This is a genomic window from Streptococcus sp. HMSC072D03, assembly GCF_001812855.1.
Lineage (GTDB): Bacteria > Bacillota > Bacilli > Lactobacillales > Streptococcaceae > Streptococcus > Streptococcus salivarius_D.
The window spans coordinates 145,800-166,999 of the sequence record NZ_KV810691.1 but is presented as its reverse complement, the minus strand read 5'-3'; the positions used below and the strand labels follow the sequence as shown (position 1 = coordinate 166,999).

At 39.8% G+C, this 21,200-nt stretch carries 19 protein-coding genes and 3 pseudogenes; 20 read left to right on the top strand and 2 right to left on the bottom strand.

Features of this window, described 5'->3' with window-relative positions; translation table 11 throughout:
* The first annotated feature begins 124 nt into the window (after positions 1-124).
* The 16 genes and pseudogenes from rsmH to HMPREF2877_RS11420 all read left to right on the top strand — a co-directional run bounded on the left by rsmH (position 125) and on the right by HMPREF2877_RS11420 (position 16,827).
* A complete protein-coding gene (gene rsmH, locus HMPREF2877_RS08955; protein WP_002888254.1) occupies positions 125-1,075 on the top strand; it encodes a 16S rRNA (cytosine(1402)-N(4))-methyltransferase RsmH in 951 nt (316 codons plus the stop codon).
* 2 nt (positions 1,076-1,077) lie between these two features.
* Positions 1,078-1,398, top strand: coding sequence for a cell division protein FtsL (ftsL, locus tag HMPREF2877_RS08950; RefSeq protein ID WP_002891750.1), 321 nt, complete (start codon positions 1,078-1,080; stop codon positions 1,396-1,398).
* 3 nt (positions 1,399-1,401) lie between these two features.
* Positions 1,402-3,669 (top strand): penicillin-binding protein PBP2X, encoded by a 2,268-nt coding sequence (pbp2X, locus tag HMPREF2877_RS08945; RefSeq protein ID WP_045001445.1) that lies wholly within the window; start codon positions 1,402-1,404, stop codon positions 3,667-3,669.
* 1 nt (position 3,670) lies between these two features.
* Positions 3,671-4,693: a phospho-N-acetylmuramoyl-pentapeptide-transferase gene (gene mraY / locus HMPREF2877_RS08940; protein WP_070579677.1), complete on the top strand. Its 1,023-nt coding sequence runs from the start codon at positions 3,671-3,673 to the stop codon at positions 4,691-4,693.
* A 73-nt stretch (positions 4,694-4,766) separates the two neighbouring features.
* Positions 4,767-6,109, top strand: a pseudogene (locus HMPREF2877_RS08935) (DEAD/DEAH box helicase).
* Positions 6,110-6,588: 479 nt separating this feature from the next.
* Positions 6,589-6,819: a Blp family class II bacteriocin gene (locus tag HMPREF2877_RS08930; RefSeq protein WP_014632646.1), complete on the top strand. Its 231-nt coding sequence runs from the start codon at positions 6,589-6,591 to the stop codon at positions 6,817-6,819.
* A gap of 264 nt (positions 6,820-7,083) precedes the next feature.
* Positions 7,084-8,440 (top strand): annotated as a pseudogene (locus tag HMPREF2877_RS08920) (bifunctional UDP-sugar hydrolase/5'-nucleotidase).
* Between the two features lie 54 nt (positions 8,441-8,494).
* Positions 8,495-9,223 carry a YutD family protein gene (locus tag HMPREF2877_RS08915; RefSeq protein WP_014632648.1) on the top strand — a complete coding sequence of 243 codons (729 nt, stop codon included), beginning with the start codon at positions 8,495-8,497 and terminating at the stop codon, positions 9,221-9,223.
* Between the two features lie 63 nt (positions 9,224-9,286).
* The gene (gene rlmN, locus HMPREF2877_RS08910; RefSeq protein ID WP_096832658.1) at positions 9,287-10,396 is read left to right on the top strand and encodes a dual-specificity RNA methyltransferase RlmN; all 1,110 of its coding nucleotides are present in this window, start codon (positions 9,287-9,289) and stop codon (positions 10,394-10,396) included.
* A 1-nt stretch (position 10,397) separates the two neighbouring features.
* A complete protein-coding gene (locus tag HMPREF2877_RS08905; RefSeq protein WP_070579674.1) occupies positions 10,398-10,925 on the top strand; it encodes a VanZ family protein in 528 nt (175 codons plus the stop codon).
* Positions 10,926-11,078: 153 nt separating this feature from the next.
* On the top strand, positions 11,079-11,474 hold the full coding sequence (locus HMPREF2877_RS08900; protein ID WP_070579671.1) for a hypothetical protein: 396 nt from the start codon (positions 11,079-11,081) through the stop codon (positions 11,472-11,474).
* A gap of 63 nt (positions 11,475-11,537) precedes the next feature.
* Positions 11,538-13,295: an ABC transporter ATP-binding protein gene (locus tag HMPREF2877_RS08895; RefSeq protein ID WP_070579669.1), complete on the top strand. Its 1,758-nt coding sequence runs from the start codon at positions 11,538-11,540 to the stop codon at positions 13,293-13,295.
* The gene (locus tag HMPREF2877_RS08890) at positions 13,288-15,033 is read left to right on the top strand and encodes an ABC transporter ATP-binding protein (protein ID WP_070579666.1); all 1,746 of its coding nucleotides are present in this window, start codon (positions 13,288-13,290) and stop codon (positions 15,031-15,033) included. The genes HMPREF2877_RS08895 and HMPREF2877_RS08890 overlap by 8 nt, the downstream gene beginning before the upstream one ends.
* 159 nt (positions 15,034-15,192) lie before the next feature.
* Positions 15,193-15,423: a Blp family class II bacteriocin gene (locus HMPREF2877_RS08885; RefSeq protein WP_014632652.1), complete on the top strand. Its 231-nt coding sequence runs from the start codon at positions 15,193-15,195 to the stop codon at positions 15,421-15,423.
* 488 nt (positions 15,424-15,911) lie between these two features.
* Positions 15,912-16,079, top strand: coding sequence for a hypothetical protein (locus HMPREF2877_RS11010; protein ID WP_013991122.1), 168 nt, complete (start codon positions 15,912-15,914; stop codon positions 16,077-16,079).
* Between the two features lie 346 nt (positions 16,080-16,425).
* Positions 16,426-16,827 carry a hypothetical protein gene (locus HMPREF2877_RS11420; RefSeq protein WP_083306939.1) on the top strand — a complete coding sequence of 134 codons (402 nt, stop codon included), beginning with the start codon at positions 16,426-16,428 and terminating at the stop codon, positions 16,825-16,827.
* Between the two features lie 86 nt (positions 16,828-16,913).
* On the opposite strand, the gene HMPREF2877_RS11290 is transcribed toward HMPREF2877_RS11420, so the two are convergent.
* Together HMPREF2877_RS11290 and HMPREF2877_RS08870 are read right to left on the bottom strand one after the other, a co-directional pair.
* The gene (locus HMPREF2877_RS11290; RefSeq protein WP_256262936.1) at positions 16,914-17,663 is read right to left on the bottom strand and encodes a sensor histidine kinase; all 750 of its coding nucleotides are present in this window, start codon (positions 17,661-17,663) and stop codon (positions 16,914-16,916) included.
* Between the two features lie 581 nt (positions 17,664-18,244).
* On the bottom strand, positions 18,245-18,985 hold the full coding sequence (locus tag HMPREF2877_RS08870) for a response regulator transcription factor (RefSeq protein WP_013991119.1): 741 nt from the start codon (positions 18,983-18,985) through the stop codon (positions 18,245-18,247).
* Between the two features lie 258 nt (positions 18,986-19,243).
* Here HMPREF2877_RS08870 and HMPREF2877_RS10885 point away from each other — a divergent pair.
* The 4 genes and pseudogenes from HMPREF2877_RS10885 to HMPREF2877_RS08855 form a co-directional block, all read left to right on the top strand.
* Positions 19,244-19,309 (top strand): annotated as a pseudogene (locus tag HMPREF2877_RS10885) (ComC/BlpC family leader-containing pheromone/bacteriocin); the annotation flags it as partial.
* A gap of 8 nt (positions 19,310-19,317) precedes the next feature.
* Positions 19,318-19,710 carry a hypothetical protein gene (locus HMPREF2877_RS08865; protein WP_003094909.1) on the top strand — a complete coding sequence of 131 codons (393 nt, stop codon included), beginning with the start codon at positions 19,318-19,320 and terminating at the stop codon, positions 19,708-19,710.
* A 368-nt stretch (positions 19,711-20,078) separates the two neighbouring features.
* Positions 20,079-20,375, top strand: coding sequence for a bacteriocin immunity protein (locus HMPREF2877_RS08860; RefSeq protein ID WP_070579661.1), 297 nt, complete (start codon positions 20,079-20,081; stop codon positions 20,373-20,375).
* 225 nt (positions 20,376-20,600) lie between these two features.
* On the top strand, positions 20,601-21,017 hold the full coding sequence (locus tag HMPREF2877_RS08855; protein ID WP_070579659.1) for a hypothetical protein: 417 nt from the start codon (positions 20,601-20,603) through the stop codon (positions 21,015-21,017).
* Positions 21,018-21,200: the final 183 nt, after the last annotated feature.

Below are 21,200 nucleotides of genomic sequence, written 5' to 3'. Positions count from 1 at the left end.
GTAGTTTTACCCACTACAGAAATTATAGAGCCCTAAAGAGTCAGGCCTTGGATCTGGCTCTTTTACTATCCTGTATACTTACAGAACGAGACAATTTCTCTATTCTTGTGCTATAATAAAAGTTATGACTAATGAATTTCACCATGTAACCGTTCTTTTACACGAAACTGTTGATATGCTTGATATCAAGCCCGATGGCATCTATGTTGATGCGACCTTGGGTGGCGCAGGACATTCGTCTTATCTTTTGTCGCAATTATCTGAAAAGGGTCATTTGTACTGCTTCGATCAGGATCAAAAGGCTATTGATAATGCTCAAGTGCGTCTCAAGGATTATATTGATAAGGGGATGGTGACTTTCATCAAGGATAATTTCCGTAATCTCAAGTCCAACCTTGAAGCCTTGGGGGTGTCTGAAATTGATGGCATTCTCTATGACTTGGGTGTCTCTAGCCCACAGTTGGATGAGCGTGAGCGTGGTTTTTCCTATAAACAGGATGCCAAGCTGGATATGCGCATGAATGAGGAGGCGAGCTTGACCGCTTATGATGTGGTCAATACCTATCCTTACAACGATTTGGTGCGTATCTTCTTCAAGTACGGTGAGGACAAGTTCTCTAAACAGATTGCACGTAAGATTGAACAGGCTCGTCAGGTTAAACCAATTGAGACCACGACGGAACTGGCGGAAATCATTAAATCAGCTAAGCCTGCTAAGGAATTGAAGAAGAAGGGGCATCCAGCCAAGCAAATTTTCCAGGCTATTCGTATCGAAGTGAACGATGAGCTTGGTGCTGCGGATGAGTCTATTCAAGAGGCCTTGGATTTACTTGCTGTAGATGGTCGTATTTCGGTTATTACCTTCCATTCTTTGGAGGATCGATTGACTAAACAGCTTTTCAAGGAAGCCAGTACGGTAGATGTGCCTAAAGGTCTACCTTTTATTCCTGAAGACCTTCAACCTAAGGTAGCCTTAGTTAATCGTAAGCCAATCCTACCTAGTCAGGAAGAATTAGAAGCTAATAACCGCTCGCATTCTGCTAAATTGCGTGTGGCTAAAAAAATCAGGAAATAATTATGGAAAATAAGGAACATCAGATTGTTAATAGAGCTATTAGAAACCATATTCGTTTTATGACGCGTATGGAAAAGGCCTTCTATTCGGCAATTGTTTTGACAGCTATTGTGATGAGTATCGCAGTTGTATTTTTACAAGGGCGTAATCAGGCTATCAAGCAACAAATCACAGACCTTAATAGCAAGATTAGTGATGAAAAAACAGAGCTTAACAATGCTAAGCAGGCGGTTAATGAGTTGACTAACTCTGACCGTATTAAAGAGATTGCTAATAAGGCAGGCCTGTCTATTAATAACGATAGTATTAAGAGTGTGAAATAGCCAATGAACAGATTAAGAAAACTTAAACATTTATTTCTAAACTATGTCGTTAGGGATAGGCGAAAGCCAGCCCAGAACCGACAGCACGTTGGTCAGAACCTTATGGTTCTTAGTATCTTTATCTTTTTCGTCTTTATTATCAACTTTGTGGTGATTATCGGGACAGACAGTAAGTTTGGTGTCGATTTGTCGACCCAGGCTGCTAAGTCTTATAACACTAAGACCACAGTGGCTGCTAAGCGTGGTACGATTTACGACCGAAATGGAAATGTTTTGGCTGAGGATTCAACCAGTTATGCCATTTACGCAATCGTGTCTACCAGCTATGTGTCAGCGACTCAAGAAAAACTCTATGTCCAAGATAGTCAGTTTGACAAGGTTGCCGATATTTTAAAGGATAAGCTAGGAATTGAAAAGAGTGCTGCCTTGGCTCAATTGCGTACTAAGGGTGCCTATCAGGTTTCCTTTGGACTAAAGGGGAAGGGAATCACCTACTCTGTTAAAGAAGAACTAGAGAAAGCCTTTAAAGATGCGGGAATTAAGGGGATGGCCTTTGAAGCAACAACGTCACGTATGTACCCTAATGGGACCTTTGCGTCAGAGTTTCTTGGTCGTGCTGAAGCTGTTGAAAATAAAAAAGACGGTTCTTATTCTTTGATTGGTCAGACTGGTTTGGAGCGTTCGCTTAATAGCCTCTTGACAGGGACAGATGGTGAGGCCATCTATGAGAAGGATAAAAACGGTAATACTCTTCTAGGTACGGAAACCATTACCAAGGAAGCAATCGATGGTAAGAACATCTATACAACCTTGTCAGCGCCTCTTCAAACCTTCCTAGAAACGCAGATGGATACCTTTATGGAGCAGACAAAAGGGGTAAATGCTTCAGCGACAGTTGTTAATGCTAAGACAGGTGAGATTCTTGCAACGACACAACGTCCGACCTATAATTCTGATACCCTTGAAGGACAGGCTAAGAAGAACTATGATTGGGTTAACCGTCTTTACGAAGCCCAGTATGAGCCTGGATCAACCATGAAGGTCATGCTCTTGTCAGCTGCTATTAACAATGGAAGCTTCAACCCGAATGCGACCTATAGTAATGCCAACGGTATTAAGGTTGACGACGTTGAAATCAATGACTGGTCAATCAATGAAGGTATCTCAACAGGTCAAAACATGTCATTTGCCCAAGGGTTCTCCTATTCAAGTAACGTTGGTATGACCATTTTGGAACAAGAGATGGGGGACAAAGTCTGGTCTAACTACCTTTCTCTCTACAAATTTGGTCTTCCAACTCGCTTTGGTATGGTAGGTGAGTCTTCTGGTGTTGTCTCTCGAAACTCTGTTAATATCGCTCAATCATCTTTTGGACAAGGGATTTCAGTGACTCAGGTACAAATGCTTCGAGCCTTTACCGCAATTTCTAACAAAGGTATTATGCTGGAACCTCAGTTTATTAAACAGGTTGCTGATGTTAACCAAGGTACTGTCCGTACAGCTAAGAAAGAAGTTATCGGCAAGCCAGTTTCTAAGCAGGCCGCCTCTGAAACTCGTAATTATATGATTTCTGTTGGCACAGACCCAGAGTTCGGTACTCTTTACAATAAATCTGAAGGTTCACCGATTATCCAGGTCGGCAATTATGACGTTTCAGTTAAGTCAGGAACGGCTCAAGTTGCCGATGAAAAGACTGGGACTTACAAAGATGGGGCTAATGAAACTCTCAACTCAGTTGTGGCCATGGTTCCTGCAGATGATCCAGAATACATCATGTATGTGACTGTTCAAGAGCCTAAGACCTGGGATAATAATTTCTATGCGACTGTGGTTAACCCGGTTTTGGAAGAAGCCATGTCTATGGGCGACACCCTAGATACTTCTGTTTCTGAAGGTAGTGAAAAGACCGAAGAAACGAGCTATCAAACTGGCGATATTATCGGTAAGCGTCCAGGTGAGACAGCTAACACCCTTCGTCAAAACTTGATTCATCCGATTGTTTTGGGTGTTGGTGATAAGATTGAGAAGGTTTCTGTAGATGCCAAAGCCAATATTAAGGCTAATGAACAGATTCTTATCATGACCAATGACTTCACAGAACTTCCAGACATGTATGGTTGGACCAAGAAGAACGTTGAAACCTTTGCTAAATGGAAAGGCATTAAAATTACTTACAAGGGTGGCAAGTCAGGGACTGTTACCAAACAAAGTGTTGCGGCAGGAAAAGCCCTGTCTAAAACCAAGAAGATTACCATTACTTTAGGAGACTAAGATGACTATGAGTCTGATAGCAGGCGTGGCCGCCTTTGTGTTGACGGTGCTAGCCATGCCTCACTTTATTACTTACTATAAAATCAAGAAAATCGGTGGCCAACAAATGCATGAAGATGTGAAGCAGCATTTGGCTAAGGCTGGGACGCCAACTATGGGAGGGACAGTCTTCCTAGTGGTTGCCATCTTGGTTAGCTTGATTTTCAACTTCCACGTCTTTAGCGAGGGGCACCAAGCCTATGGTGCCACAGTAGGGATTCTCTTTGTGATTTTGATTTATGGAATCATCGGCTTCCTTGATGATTTCCTTAAGATTTTCCGTCAAATCAATGAGGGACTAAAACCTTGGCAAAAGATGGCCTTGCAAATTATTGCGGGTTTGCTTTTCTACTTTATCCACGTACTTCCTAGTGGGACAGATAGCCTAGCTATTGGTGGATTAACCATTCATCTCGGTGTCTCTTATGTTCTCTTTGTCCTATTCTGGATTGTTGGTTTCTCAAATGCTGTGAACTTGACAGACGGTATTGATGGTTTAGCTTCGATCTCTGTGGTTATCAGCTTGATTGCCTATGGGATTATCGCTTTTGTCAAGGGTGAGTTCGCTATCTTGACCATCATTATCACTATGATTGGGGCACTTCTTGGCTTCTTCGTCTTTAACCACAAGCCAGCCAAGGTCTTTATGGGAGATGTCGGTTCCTTGTCACTTGGAGCTATGCTTGCGGTTATCTCTATTGCCCTATGTGTAGAGTGGACGCTACTCTTGATTGGTGTGGTTTATGTCTTTGAGACAGCTTCTGTCATGCTACAGGTCAGCTATTTTAAATACACTAAGCGTAAGTATGGAGAAGGTCGTCGTATCTTCCGTATGACACCATTCCACCATCACCTTGAATTGGGTGGTCTTTCAGGTAAGGGTGACAAATGGTCAGAGTGGAAGGTTGATGCTTTCCTTTGGGCAGTTGGAGCGCTTGCAAGTGCCATTACCCTTTGGATGGTTCTTGGAAACGTTATGAAATAAATGAAAAGAGCAGAAATGCTCTTTTTTTGTTATAATGATAAGGATAGACTAGATAGAAAAGAAGTAAATAAATATGTCATTTAAAGATCTTAATTTTAAAACATTTATTCAGGAGGCTCTTGACGAGATTAAGTTTAAGGAGCCAACACCTGTTCAGCAGAAATTGATTCCAGTGGTTCGTTCAGGTCGTGATTTGGTTGGTGAATCAAAGACGGGGTCAGGGAAGACACATACCTTCCTCTTGCCAATTTTTGAGAAACTCAATCCAAAGAGTGGCGATGTTCAAGTTGTTATTACAGCGCCATCACGTGAATTGGCGACACAAATTTACCAAGCGACAAAACAAATTGCCAAACACTCTGAGACTGAAATTCGTGTGGCTAACTATGTGGGTGGTACAGACAAGCAACGTCAGATTGAGAAACTAAAGGTAGCCCAACCTCATATTGTTATCGGTACACCAGGGCGTATCTATGACCTAGTTAAGTCTGGGGACTTGGCTATCCACAAGGCCCATACCTTTGTTGTTGACGAAGCTGATATGACCATGGACATGGGATTCTTGGATACTGTGGACAAGATTGCGGCAAGTCTGCCTAAAGAAGTTCAAATTTTGGTCTTCTCAGCAACCATTCCTCAAAAATTGCAACCATTCTTGAAGAAATATTTGACCAATCCAGTCATGGAACAAATCAAAACTTCAACAGTTATTGCAGATACCATTGATAACTGGTTGGTATCTACCAAGGGGCGCAACAAGAATGAACAGATTCTTGAGATGCTTAAGGGGATGCAACCATACCTGGCAATGATTTTCGTTAATACCAAGGAACGTGCTGACGATTTGCACAGCTACCTAGTGTCAAATGGTCTTAAGGTTGCCAAAATTCATGGAGGTATTCCACCACGTGAACGTAAGCGTATCATGAATCAAGTCAAGAAGCTTGATTTTGAGTACATTGTAGCGACTGACCTTGCAGCGCGTGGAATTGATATTGAAGGGGTTAGTCATGTTATCAATGATGCTATCCCTCAGGATTTGTCTTTCTTTGTTCACCGTGTAGGGCGTACAGGACGTAATGGTTTGTCAGGAACAGCCATCACCCTCTATCAACCAAGTGACGACTCCGATATTCGTGAGCTTGAAAGATGGGGATTACCTTTGACCCTAAAGTCTATAAGGACGGCGAGTTTCAAGATACCTATGACCGTGACCGTCGTGCCAACCGTGAAAAAGCCTATCAAAAACTTGATACGGAAATGATCGGTTTGGTTAAGAAAAAAAAGAAAAAAATCAAGCCTGGCTATAAGAAGAAAATTCAGTGGAAGGTTGACGAAAAACGTAAACGTGAGCGCCGTGCGGCTAATCGTGCTAAGGGGCGTGCTGAGCGTAAGGCTAAGAAGCAAAGTTTCTAAGCATTGGCTTCTAGGTGAGAGCAAATTTTAATTTAAAAATTCAAGAGGTTGAAACCAAAGTGTTTCAGCTTTTTTGATTATTATCAAACTTTTTGGAAACTCAAAAGACCTTATTTAGTTTGAAGATATATTTTTCTTTTGAGCCTAAGGTCTCAAAACTTCCCAACGCTTATGACTACAAAGTCTTAGTCGTCATTATCACAGCGACAAGTCTCAGTATATGCTCACTACACTCGCAAAATAATTGGCTGTCTTAAGAACTGAAACTATGACAGATTTTAAATAGTTTTATCACAGCCATTTTTAAGAAGCTTTCCGTTTAAAGTAAAATAATGTGTAAGTTTGAGGTTATTAGCTGAGTCAACTCTCAAAATCAAGTAGTGACATTTATGTCACTACTTTTTTGTTGGCTTTCTATCTATAATACAATCATAGCTTTTGAGAAAAGGCTAAAAAATATTTTAAAGGAGGTTGTTTTAATGACAACACAAATCATTAACAATTTTAACTCACTTAATTCCGAAGATCTTTCTACTGTTAAGGGTGGAGCATGTAGTTTTTGGGGAGCTACAGCTGCCGTAGGCGTCGGGGCTGTTGGAGGAGCCATTAAAGGTGGTATTCAAACAGGCACTTGGCAAGGTGCAGCCTTAAAGGGTATTGGTTATGGTATTAAAGGTGGGATTACTTATGGCCTTACTTGTCGTTATTAGGCGATTACTGAGTCAATTTTTTGGCCAAATAGTACTTGCGCTCCTAATTTATGGGCTTATATTCTTTGCTTGGCAACACTTTAGAGGAGAAATTTTCTCAATTGTGTGCATCTATGTTAGTATATCCCTAGCAGATGACGTCTATCATCTCGCAGAAGAATATGTAAAAAAGAAAGTTAACTAGGAATACGTTCTTGTTTGAAAAATAGCATGTAAAAACTTGACAGAATGATTGTCAAGTTTTTTTGTGTTAAAATAGAAGTCATGAAAGACATGATTCGAATTCTTCATATCAATGATTTACACTCTCATTTTGAACAGTATCCACAACTCAAGCGAGCTGTGGATGATTTGAGTCAGACGGATAGAGAGCTGATCAAGGTAGATCTTGGGGATAATGTGGATAAGTCCCATCCCTTGTCTGATGCGACAGCCGGGCGTTTTAATGTAGCCTTGATGAATGAATTGGGGATAGACTATGCGACTGTCGGAAATAATGAGGGGATTGGTCTAGCTAAGGAGGAGCTAGACTGTCTTTATGAGCAGGCAAAGTTTCAGCCTATCATAGGAAATCTCAAGGATGAAGGAAGACAACCTGAATGGGCCGATCCCTATCTTATCCATAAAACTAAAGCAGGTACAAAAATTGCTTTTTTGGCCTATACCTTTCCGTATTACATCACCTATGCACCGAATGGCTGGCAGGTGTTAGAGCCTATGGCTAGGTTGGAAGAGGATTTGGCTCGCCCTGAGGTAAGGGATACAGACCTAATCATCGTACTTAGCCATCTAGGTGTCCGCTATGACGAACAGATTGCAGTGACCTATCCGCAGGTAAATCTTGTCATCGGGAGCCACACGCATCACCTTTTTGAAGAGGGCAAATTAGTCAATGAAACCTATTTGGCAGCTGCTGACAGATATGGTTATTATCTTGGCTGTATTGACCTTACTGTGGAAAATGGGCAATTGATAGGATGTCAGATTGAGGCTATCCCCACCAAGTCCTACATCTTGGATTTAGACAAGGAGGACGAAGCCTTTATCAAGGCTATGCGTGAGGAAGGCCATCGTCGTTTAGCTCAGAAAAAAGTAGCTAATCTAGGTCGAGAACTAGATTTTGATGAAGACCTGTCAATTGGTTTTACAGGCTGTTTGTCAGGAAACTCATAGCCAATTAACGCTTTTAAATACTGGACTTATCATGAAAACACTAGGTCCTCAAGTGACCATGGCAGACCTGCAAGAAGCCCTTCCTCACCAGATGCGGATGGCACGTCTAGTCGTGACAGGCCAAGAGCTCAAAGAAATCTGTCAGGAAGTTTTTACTAAGGCTGAACTCCTTAAAAATCAAGCTATTAAAGGTATGGGATTTAGAGGGAAGACATTTGGTGAAGTAATCACGGGGAATTTTGCTTACAAAAACGGTAATTTGTTGTATAATAGAAGGGTTGTAGATTCCAATGAGAAGTTTAGTTTGGTCCTTGTGGACCAGTACTACTTTGCTTCTTACTTCCCTACAATTAAGGAAAAGGAAGTTACTCTTCTTTTTCCGGATTTGTTAAGGGAACTTGTGGCCAAGTATTTAGGAAAAAATGGTGCCAATTGGGATAAGATATAGAGACATTATTACAGCATCAGGATAGAAAATAAGAGAGAGCAGAAAGGATGGCACATGCGTAAAGAAATCTTGCCAGAAATGTTTAATTATAATAAATATCCAGGGCCAGACTTTGTGTATGTGGCTGATCTTCTGAAATCAGATGCCTGTCAGTTTACAGTTCTTGAAAATCACAAGGATGCTTTAGACGCTACCCGCTTTGGGCAACGTTTTTCTGAAATCATGCTCAAGTATGATTATATCGTTGGGGACTGGTCCAATGATCAGCTTCGCCTTAAGGGATTTTACGAGGACGAGCGCCCTAATACGCGTAAGACAGACTGCATTAGCCGATTGTCGGAGTATTTGCGTGAATACTGTGCTTTTGGCTGTGCCTACTTTATTTTGAAAAATGAAGAGCCGCAGTTAATAGTCTTTGAAGAGGAGACGGAGCCTCGTCGCAAGCGCCGTCGTTCTAATAATCGTCGTAATTCTTCTCAGGAATCTAGAGATAGAGAGCGCAATGCTTCTCAAAAGAATAAGGGGCAAAAAGCTTCTGCTAAGCAAAAGCCAGACAAGTCCAAACGAAGAGATAGGGATCAAGAGGGCCCAAGCTTTGAGAAAATCAAGCGTCGTCCTAAGTTCAAATCTAGATCCGAGGATGGTGGTCGTGAGCGTAAGCCTAACTTCAAGAAGAGTCAGAAGCAAGCTCCAAAATCTAAAGGTCAAAACACCCCATCGAAGAAACAAAGCCAGACCAAGTCAGATGGTCAGCATTTCACAATCAGAAAAAAAGGAAATTAAACTATGTCAGAAGTAACAACACAAGCAAAACCAGAACGTCGTAAACGTCAGAAGTTAGAGGATATGGAAGGCTACAAACCTTCTATTTATGGTCTTACTCGTGATGAGTTGATTGATTGGGCTATGGAACACGGTGAAAAGAAATTCCGTGCTACTCAAATTTGGGATTGGCTCTACAAGAAGCGTGTGCAATCTTTCGAAGAAATGACCAACATTTCTAAGGATTTCATTGCTAAATTGAATGAGAATTTCTGTGTGAACCCATTGAAACAACGTATCGTTCAAGAATCTAAAGATGGTACCGTTAAATATCTTTTTGAATTGCCAGATGGTATGTTGATTGAGACGGTTTTGATGCGTCAACACTATGGTTTGTCTGTCTGTGTGACAACTCAGGTTGGATGTAACATCGGTTGTACTTTCTGTGCCAGTGGTTTGATTAAGAAACAACGTGACTTGACGGCTGGTGAGATTGTGGCGCAAATCATGTTGGTACAAAAATACTTTGACGATCGTGGTGACGGTGAACGTGTCAGCCACGTGGTTGTTATGGGTATCGGTGAGCCATTTGATAACTATGACAATGTGCTTCGCTTCTTGCGTACCATTAACAATGACAATGGTCTTGCCATTGGAGCGCGTCACATTACCGTATCAACATCTGGTTTGGCACCAAAAATCAAGGAATTTGCTAACGAAGGTGTTCAAGTTAACCTTGCCGTGTCACTTCACGCTCCAAACAATGACCTTCGTTCAAGCATCATGCGTATCAATCGCTCGTTCCCACTTGAAAAACTCTTTGAAGCTATCGAGTATTACATCCAAACAACCAACCGTCGTGTAACTTTTGAGTATATCATGCTTAATGAGGTCAATGACCATCCTGAAAATGCACAAGAGTTGGCTGATTTGACTAAGAAAATCCGTAAGTTGTCATACATCAACTTGATTCCATATAACCCAGTATCAGAGCACGACCAATATAGTCGTTCAACGAAAGAACGTGTGGCGGCCTTCTACGATGTGCTCAAGAAAAATGGAGTTAACTGCGTGGTTCGTCAAGAGCACGGTACAGATATCGATGCAGCTTGTGGACAATTGCGTTCAAACACTATGAAACGCGACCGTCAAAAAGCAGTGGCAGAAGCTTCTGGTAAATCAGAAGGTAAGTAAGATGTTTCAGCTTAAGACTTGGGTAGATAAGGATGGAGAACTAACACCAAAAGGAAGAAAGCTAAGCCGAGTTTTGGTCTGTGCTTATCTCCTTTGTTTAGTGCTCCTATGTTGGACACCCCAGTACGGGCTAGTTGAAGGTGTTGAAACCCCTGGTATTCAACATTTTGGTCGTGTCGTGGTCCTATTAACCCCATTCAATAGTTTGACCAACTTTTATCAGCTAGATAGTCTTAAAGAGATTGTCTTTGTGCTTGGACAAAATGTGACCAACATTTTCTTGCTGAATCCGCTGATTTTAGGGCTTTTAGCCTTGTACCCCAGATTCAGGTCTTGGAAAAAGGTCCTTTTAGCGACCTTTGTCATGTCTTTGACGATTGAGGTTGGACAAGTCATTCTAGACCTTCTCATTGATGCTAATCGTGTCTTTGAGTTAGATGATTTATGGACCAATACTTTAGGAGGTTTGCTGGCATTAGCTGCCTACCGCCTTCTTGTAAAACTGATTCAAACGCATTTAAAAGAGTAAAAAACCTGGGAGCTTACGCGTCTCAGGTTTCACTTATTTTCTATCATACAAATACAACATATTCAAAAGAGGGAAAAATGAATAAACACGTTTGGAGAAATAATGAAACACTTAATGATGACAGTAGTCACCGTATTAACGTTAGGAGTAACAATGACGATGGTTAAGGCAGATACTTATCAAAGTGGCCGTGATGCCGATATCATGCGAGAAAGAGGACAGGTTTGGAATTATTCTGAGGCTAAGAGAGAGCCTCAATTAGCTAACTACAACACCGATGGTCGCTATCTCAGTGAGGCAACTAACTTTGAATTGTACAATTTTGTCAGAGAGTATAAGACATCTGATGAAATCAGACGCATTTGGAACCCTAAGAAGGATGAATCCGTTATCCATGATAAGGATAGCTACTCTATGGATGATGGAAATAAGGTATATAATTTTGATTCCTTTGCTTATCAATTGCCAGAGTCTACTGATTTTGGAAAGTTATCTTATATTGGTCACTTTCAGTTAGAAGATGGCACAATCTATCGCTATTGGAAGTAACCTTATCATACGAGACTTATACGAGGTCTATTATTAACCATTTGTAAGGATAGGAGGAGTAACTTGTCTTTTAAAGAATCAATCATTGCAAAACTTTGGTGGTTTTTCAAGTTGGAAAAACGCCGGTATATTGTCGGGATTTTGGCACTGAGTCTGGTTTCGGTTCTCAATCTGATTCCTCCTATGGTTATGGGGCGGGTCATTGATGCTATCACATCGGGAAAATTGACCAATCAGATCTTGCTTCTGAATCTCGTATATTTGCTTTTGGCAGCTTTGGGGATGTACTATTTGCGTTATGTTTGGCGCATGTATATCTTGGCGACTTCTTATCGCTTGGGCCAGATTATGCGTTCACGCCTATTTGAGCATTTTACCAAGATGTCGCCTTCTTTTTATCAAAAGTACCGAACTGGGGACCTCATGGCCCATGCAACCAATGATATCAACTCTTTAACCCGCTTGGCTGGCGGAGGTGTCATGTCAGCCGTGGATGCGTCTATCACAGCCTTGGTAACCCTAATCACCATGTTTTTCAGCATTTCCTGGCAGATGACACTAGTGGCTGTCTTACCCCTACCTTTCATGGCTTTTGCGACTAGTCGTTTGGGCCGTAAGACCCATAAAGCTTTTGGAGAATCCCAGGCAGCCTTTTCAGAACTTAATAATAAGGTTCAAGAGTCGGTATCAGGAATCAAGGTAACCAAGTCTTTTGCCTATCAGGAGGCTGAGCTTCAGTCCTTCCAAGAGACCAATAAGATGACCTTTAAAAAGAATATGCATACCATGAAGTATGATAGCCTTTTTGATCCTTTGGTCTTACTCTTTGTTGGCTCATCCTATGTTTTGACCCTTCTTGTCGGTGCCTTTATGATTCAGGCTGGTCAGATAACGGTCGGAAATTTGGTAACCTTCATTACCTATTTGGACATGCTGGTTTGGCCTCTGATGGCCATTGGCTTCCTCTTTAATATCACACAGAGGGGAAATGTGTCCTACCAACGTATTGAAAATCTTCTGGAGCAGGAATCAGATGTTCAAGATCCTGCGCACCCTCTCCCAAGTATTGAAAATGGTTGCTTAGAATATGCGATTGACCGCTTTGCTTTTGAGGATGAGGATACTTTGAGAGATATTCATTTCACCTTGGACAAGGGGCAAACTCTTGGCTTGGTTGGGCAGACTGGTTCAGGAAAGACCGCCCTTGTCAAGTTGCTCTTGCGGGAGCACGATGTTAATCAAGGAGCCATCTATTTGAATGGGCATGACATCCGAGACTATCGCCTATCAGACTTGCGTGGCTTGATGGGCTATGTTCCTCAAGACCAGTTTCTCTTTGCCAGTTCCATTTTAGACAATGTCCGCTTTGGTAATCCGGACATCTCCTTTGACAAGGTAGAAGAAGCGACTAAGCTGGCTCAAGTTTATGATGACATCAAGGATATGCCTGAAGGCTTTGAAACGATCATTGGTGAAAAGGGTGTCAGTCTATCAGGCGGTCAAAAACAACGTCTGGCCATGAGTCGGGCCATGATTTTGGATCCAGATATTTTGATTTTGGACGACTCTCTATCGGCAGTGGACGCAAAGACAGAATATGCTATTATTGACAATCTCAAACATACCCGTAAGGACAAGACGACCATCATTACCGCCCATCGTCTGAGTGCGGTGGTGCACGCTGACCTTATCTTAGTCATGCAGGATGGTCGTATCATTGAACGTGGCCGTCATGAGGATTTGCTAGCTCAGGGTGGTTGGTATGCCAAGACCTATGAGTCTCAACAGTTAGAAATGGAAGGAGGAGAAGCCGATGCCTAATCAAAACCAATGGTCTGTGTTTAAGCGTCTCTTGACCTATCTCAAGCCTTACAAATTCTTGACCTTTCTAGCTTTGGCCTTTCTCTTGTCCACAACAGTTATCAAGAGTATTATTCCCCTCGTGGCTTCTTATTTTATCGACCACTATCTTCATGATATGAATCATGCAGCAAGCTTAATTCTGATTGGGTACTATGGTCTTTATCTCTTGCAGACACTAGTTCAGTATTTGGGAAATCTCTTTTTTGCGCGTGTGTCCTACAGTATTGTCAGGGATATTCGCCGAGATGCCTTTGCCAATATGGAAAAACTGGGTATGTCTTACTTTGACAAGACTCCCGCAGGCTCTATCGTTTCTCGCTTGACCAATGATACAGAGACTATTAGTGAGATGTTCTCAGGGATTCTGTCTAGCTTTATTTCGGCTATATTTATCTTTGTCACTACCCTTTACACTATGATGATGTTGGACATTCGTCTGACCGGGCTTATTGTACTCTTTCTTCCTTTGATTGTTCTTTTGGTTAACCTTTACCGAAAAAAATCAGTGGTTATCATTGAAAAGACCAGAGCCTTGCTTTCAGATATAAATGCCAAACTGTCAGAGAGTATCGAAGGGATTCGCATCATTCAGGCCTTCAACCAAGAGAAACGCCTCAAAAAAGAGTTTGATGCTATTAATGAGGAACACCTGATTTATGCTAGCCGTTCCATGTCACTGGACTCTCTCTTTCTACGCCCAGCCATGAGCTTACTGAAGCTCCTGGGCTATGCTGTTCTCATGGCCTATTTTGGCTATCGTGGTATCTATCTAGGTATCACAGCGGGGACCATGTATGCCTTTATCCAGTACATTAACCGTCTTTTTGATCCCTTGATTGAAGTGACACAAAACTTCTCAACCTTGCAAACTTCTATGGTCTCAGCCGGTCGGGTCTTTGCCTTGATTGACGAGCGCACCTATGAGCCAGAACAGAGAGATACAGATGCCAAGGTTACTGAGGGGAATATTCGCTTTGAAAATGTCTCCTTCTCCTATGATGGCAAGCACCAGATTTTGGATAATATTTCCTTCTCTGTCAGTAAAGGTGAAACCATCGCCTTTGTCGGTTCTACAGGTTCCGGAAAATCCTCTATTATCAACGTGTTTATGCGTTTCTATGAGTTCCAATCAGGCCGAGTTCTTCTTGACGGTGTGGATATTCGCGATTATAGTCAGACAGAGTTGCGTAAGAACATTGGTCTTGTCCTTCAGGAACCCTTTCTCTATCATGGTACAATCAAATCCAATATTGCCATGTATCAGGAGTTAACTGATGAAGAGATTAAAGCGGCCGCTGAGTTTGTGGATGCCAATCACTTTATCGACAAACTTCCAGAAGGATATGATGCTCCAGTTTCTGAACGAGGTTCAAGTTTTTCAACCGGACAGCGCCAACTTCTAGCCTTTGCTAGGACCGTTGCTAGCCAGCCTAAGATTTTGATTCTAGATGAAGCGACAGCCAATATTGATTCAGAGACAGAGGCTATTGTCCAAAATTCTCTAGCAAAAATGCGTCAAGGACGCACAACCATTGCCATTGCCCACCGCCTATCGACAATCCAAGATGCCAACTGCATCTATGTCTTAGACAAGGGCCGCATCATCGAACACGGTACCCATGAGGAGCTCCTAGCCCTCGGCGGCACCTACCACAAGATGTACAGCCTACAAGCAGGTGCAATGGAAGGAGAGTAAGCTAGTCTAGACCATAGATTCTATATTCGAAAAGATTTCTTAAAAATCAAAATCGAGTGGTGACATTTATGTCACTACTTTTTTGTTGGCTTGCACCCTATAATAAAACCATAGCTTGAGAGAAAAAGCTAAAAAATAATATTTTAGGAGGTTGTTAGAATGACAACACAAACAATGAACACTTTTGAAACACTCGATCTCGAGGCACTTGCAAACGTTGAAGGTGGTGGATGTAGCTGGGGAGGTTTTGCTAAACAAGGAGTAGCTACAGGAGTTGGTAATGGTTTACGATTAGGTATCAAAACACGTACTTGGCAAGGTGCTGTCGCAGGAGCAGCTGGAGGTGCTATCGTAGGGGGTGTTGGTTATGGAGCAACATGCTGGTGGTGATGGATTATGTTTGATTTGAAAAGTTATATTTTAGGGATGGTTTGCATGGCCTTGATGACTTTTTTGGATAAGCCTATTATGTCATTGCTTGAAAAACACAAATCTACCAATTCCATTAAAAAGAAATCTTAATTGAGATACCTTGTCAATTGCTAGTCTGTGAATAGCTTGTGAATAGTGGTTGAAAACTTCGATATAAAAGAAGAGGTATTTGTACTTATGACTAAAAAACGTCTAGTGTCTCTAATGATGTCTATGGGCTTCATCCTTGTTGCCTTACATAACTTGGGAGAAAAACTGAGTTTTGGACTTCAATGCCTAAATCTTATTGGGTTATGTCTTTTTCTCTTTCTTATGTGTACGATTATCAAGGATATAAAATCAGACAAGTAGTGACATTTATGTCACTACTTTTTTATCGGCTTCCAATCTATAATAAAATTCATAGCTTGTGCACAGATAGCTAAAAACACTTTAAGGAGAAAAGTATGTTTAAAAACTCAAAACCGTATTTACTGGCTACCATTCTCATAGGAATGGGCCTTGCTAATCTATTTAGAAGTTTGGATGCTGTTCACCATACCATTAACTTGTTTGGGCTAACCTTGCTTCTTTATAGTCTGCTTTTAAAAAAATGGGCACAGTTTAAAAAGTAACTTGTGGCCCCTTTGAACGTGAGGTGCTTGCAAATGCTTATTTTTGATGTTCCCGAAGTAAAATTATTCTTGCTAATGATAGCGGAGATTATATTATATTTGATTGCATATCTTTGTAATAGAAAAAACAAAGATATGTATATTCGCTTATTTAAAGTATCAGTACTAATGACGCTATTGTATTACATCTCCAGTAGAATTTAATCGCTAAGGGCTTATTCTCAAGCCTACTAAAGATAGCAATGTATAAACGAAATATGAAATACAGAAAGGAATATAGTTAAATGTAATAGCTTATTCAGTTTACAAGACTGACTGAGGTTATTCATAGCTTAATTGTTTTATCATGAAGTTAAAGAATATTAGTTCAAGAGTATTGCGATTTTCTAGGGTCGTCACTGCTGTACTGGCAGTTTTCCTTATAAGTACCAGTATTTCTCTCTACAAAAGCAAGACCTCTCCAGAGATTTGGTTAGCAGTCGGAGCACTAGCTTTAGTAGTCATTTTTGTTAATGGACTGCTCTACCGTTTGCTTAAGAAACGTCCAGATTCAGTAAATCCGTTAACAATACGGCAGTCCTTCATTGTCTTTCTTGTCATCTCATTTCTTGTGCTTTGTGTAGAGTTTTACACATTACTTACATTCAGTGATATCACAGACCGTATAGTACTAGCCGTATTAATGCTTTTGTTAATCCTCTGTGATTTTCTAGCTTACTTGCAAGTCAGAAACTATTTTAAACAATAAATGATTTCACTTGATTATTCTGTAGGTAATCTAGAAGATACTTTCATAAGTAGTAAGATGGAGCAACAGAAAAAGCTTGAAACTAGTCAAGCTTTTTTCGATATATTAAGTTCCTGTGTAAATGCAAAAGTCATACTTTCAGTTTTTAAAGAAATATTTTGATAGTTGTCTAATATATTCCTAACGTTGGCCAAACCTATACCGCGATGATCCCCTTTACTGGAGACACCTCTCTCAAAAAGTGATGAGATAGGAATAAATTCTTCCTGGGTTGAGTTTTGGACAATAAAGATTTGCTTATTACCATGATTGAAGTAGCCAATATGCATTTTTGGTATGTCAGACTGAATCGATGCTTCCATCGCATTGTCTAGAAAGATAGATATTACAGTAATAAAATCGACCATCTCCATACCCTCGAGTTTGATAGTTTCAGGAATATCTAAGGAGATATCAATGTTATTTTCTTCTGCCTCTAGGAACTTAGCTGCAAGTAGGCTTTTGATAGTGTTATCTTCTATGTTTATTAAGCGAGTTAAATCAAATGTTTTCGATTTTAAATGCTTATCGGAATCTTTTAGAACTGAGTCGTAGACTTCTTTTACAATAGCCATATCATTTTGATCGATACCAAGTTTGAGTGTTGTTAAAATATTGGCATAATCATGACGAAAACTTCGAACCGACTGATAGAGGTTTTCAATCTGTTTGTTATAATTCGTAAGATGCGATAGTTGAATATCTTTTTGAAAGTCCAACTGACTTTGTATTGTTGCTCGGATATTTCTATCTAAGAAGATAAGCATGATAAAGAAAAAGACTAGATAAATAACCACAATTAACTTCCTGATTATCAGAGTGGATGTATGAGTAGTGTTTTCGAGGTAGACGAGATATTGCTGGGTAAATGTATAAGCAATCATAATGATATCAGCAATAATAATACTCTTTGATATGAGAGGGGCTAATCGTCCTTTTTGTATAACTCCAAAGCTTTCCTTGAATAATTTTATTAAAAGAAAGGATAGTAAAATAGTTAGGAAAGAAGATGAGACAGCTATAAGATAATTAACTTTTATTGTTTCAACACTGATTCCAAACAAAGGAAATATAAAGAAAATGATTACTCTAAAACTGATATTATTAAGAGTTGTGGGGAGAAGAGCATTGAATATTTTAAGCTTTGATTGTAAGTAGGGCTTTCGTGATATAAAAAAAGATAATAAAAGATAGAATATTTCTTCGTTAAAGTAGAATAAGAATTTCCAGGATAGACTGTTACATATTTTGGTATATGCTATGCGACAAAATAAGATAATAAGAAAATGCCCAATTGAAACTCTTTTGTTTATTAAGTAAAGAAACAGGCAAATATTGAAACATTCAGAGACAACAGTAAGCAAAAATAAAAAAATAATCATTGAAGGTTCCTTCTTTTAAAAGTATCCATCAGCATTTTAGCTTTGGTACGTGAAAAAGGACAGATACTACCATCAGTCATTTCGACTTCACGTTTTAATTTGTTGATTCTTATAATGTTGTTAGGGTTAATGAGATACGAACGATGGCAAGATACGAGTGAAGGACTAGCTTTTTCAAGGTCCTTTAGATTTGCACGAAAGGTCATTTGATTGTTTGTACCATGGAGTATCACATAATGCTTTTGCGGAGAAGTTTCAATATAGATAACTTGGTTTAAAGGGATGTGAATAGCTGTATGTTGTGTTTGAAAATCAAAAATCTCGTCATTCTCTATTCCAAGTGGTTTCATAGTTATAGCTAAAGCTCTGGTTATCTTTTTCCTAAATTCTATTTCAGAGAGACTTTTATCGATATAGTCTAGGGCAGATACTTGGTAATCAAAAACTAGTGGCATAAACTCTGAGTGGGTAGTGACAAAGATAATAGTAGCGTAGGGATTTTTTTCCCTAATGATTTTAGCAATATCGAGCCCTTTTAATTTTTCTCCCTTAATTTCGATATCAAGAAAAAAGAGCTGGTTAGAAGTTGTTGAATCAATCGCTTCTATAAATTGCTGAGGCTTATCAAAGGTGTGTACAATAGATAAGTCTTTATTGTATTTTTTTAACTCTTGAGACAATACCATCTCCAGTCGTCCTTGTTGAATGAGATTGTCCTCTAAAATATAAATTTCCAAGGGGAGCTTCCTCCATCTTTACTAGCTGTAGCTTTTCTGAAAATATTCATAAATTATGTAATAGTATATCATAATATGACTTAGTTATACAATGAGATGAAAATAAGATTAAAATATCATGTGATATTTATAGTATGAATTTACCATTCGGGACATATAGCCACTTTTTGGGACGCTAGCTCTGATAGAGACACTTGAATGCTATACTAAAGATGTAATTGAGAGATCACACGATAAAAATTTTAGGAGGTAGTTGCCATGGCAACTCAAACAATTGAAAACTTTAACACCCTCGACCTTGAAACACTTGCTAGTGTTGAAGGAGAACAACAATGACACATAGAGTTTCAAAAAGGGATATAGTGCTATTTGTCATTGCCCAAGTAGTTAGCATATCCTTACTGGTACTTTTTTTTAGTCAATTACTTCATAACTTATCATCCGTATTCCAATTGGTCTACATCGTAGCAGCCCTCTTAGTGGTTGTGGTTGATATATTGCTCATTCGAAAAATAATGACAAGAAGAGAAGAACCAACTGTGTTAAATCAATTAAAAGCTTCCCTAGCTTGTTTCTTGTTACTGACACTTAGTTGCCTTCGTTTTTTGACAACAGATTTCTATTATCAAAAAGTTATCGCTATATTTGTAGGTTTTTTTTCATTATTGGGTTTCGTACTATTTTTATGGGGCATCAAGTATATCAACCATAATATAGAGAAGTAAGTAATTGACAAAATAAGGAGTATAAGCTAGGTGATACAAATGAAGAAATACCTAATCATTTTTTCGACTATTGCGATGATATATTTATATAGCAAAGTACTATTGTCATCAGGAAATATCTATCAACTTTTGTTAGCATCAATAGGATTCTTTTTCTTTTTATTTGGAGTCTATAGGCAGTATAGAAAGAATTAGTTAAAGCTTTTTCAATAAGACATGGACTGAATCAAAAATGATATTCAGTCTTTTTTTTTACTACTCGGGACATATAGCCACTTTTTGGGACGCTGGCTTTTAAATGACTATCAGGGTGCTATACTAAAGATGTGATTGAAAAATTAGTTGAAAGAAATAAGGAGGTTTTCTTAATGACAGGACTTAAATGGTTTGCAGGAGGCAAAGAGAGACGAGAACAAGCAGTAGCTATCATCGATGAAGTAATTGAAACTATTGGAGATAAGTCAGATTATGCTGATTTGAAGCAGGTCCTGCACTCCTACCGAACGGAACTTGCAGACTCTCGTTCAGCCACTCCCTATATCTTAAGCAGGATGTCACTGGAAATATCCGAAGTGGTCAGAAAAGACCAGCTAACCTTGTCTCCCTTTATCGAGGAGCGAATGGCAGAGTTGCGAAAATTGCTAGCGATTCGTTATGGCTATTGATGTCATTAGGGAGGATTTCTTGGTTTTAAGGTTGAGTTGTCCATTGAGAAAAGGAAGATGGGGCAAAAAGGTTCTTTTCCAACCTGTTGAGGAGCAGAGAAAGACCCTTAAGTCCTAGTTATGATTATGCCAAGCGGACAAGTGATTGTGATGAAAGGAGAGCCAATCATTTCTATGATAATACCTTATAATTTGTTTAAATGGTCCTAGCAAAAAGGAGTTTAAATGGTGATATTACAAAAATTTAGTTCTGCTGTGTTACGTTCGTTACGTGTTGTATCAGCAATCCTAGGAGTAGTCAATGGGAATATAGCTTTAAATGCTCTATCTAGTCAGCATCCAATTTGGATTTGGCTGCCTTTAGTATTGCTATCAATCTTTTTACTTGTTTTGCCCCTGTTGATTAAGCGAGAGCTTGACCGTCGTCCACTTGAAGAACGACAGTTTACTCTTAAACAAATTTACGCTGGCATGGGCTTGGCACATTTGGCTATTATTTTAGCTGGTGTTTATCGTTTGCTGACGGTGAGAGATGCCGAATGGCGTCTAATCATTATTGTTGTGATTGTTTTGGATATTTGTTTACTAGCTTTTCTGACACCTAGAGTGCTTAAAATCATTAAACAAAGTGAACGAGGTTAGAATCGCAGTTTATGATAGACGTGCTTATAAAGATAGCGAGGCTGTAAGTGCTTATCTATGCTTTGGTAACTTTCTAGGTATTGTAAAAACTTTCTGTTTGAGAGAAGTGTGAGGTTTAAGTTTTATGTCAAAAAATCTACGTGCCCTTACGGCCATTGTTTTGTCCCAATTACTTATTGAGTG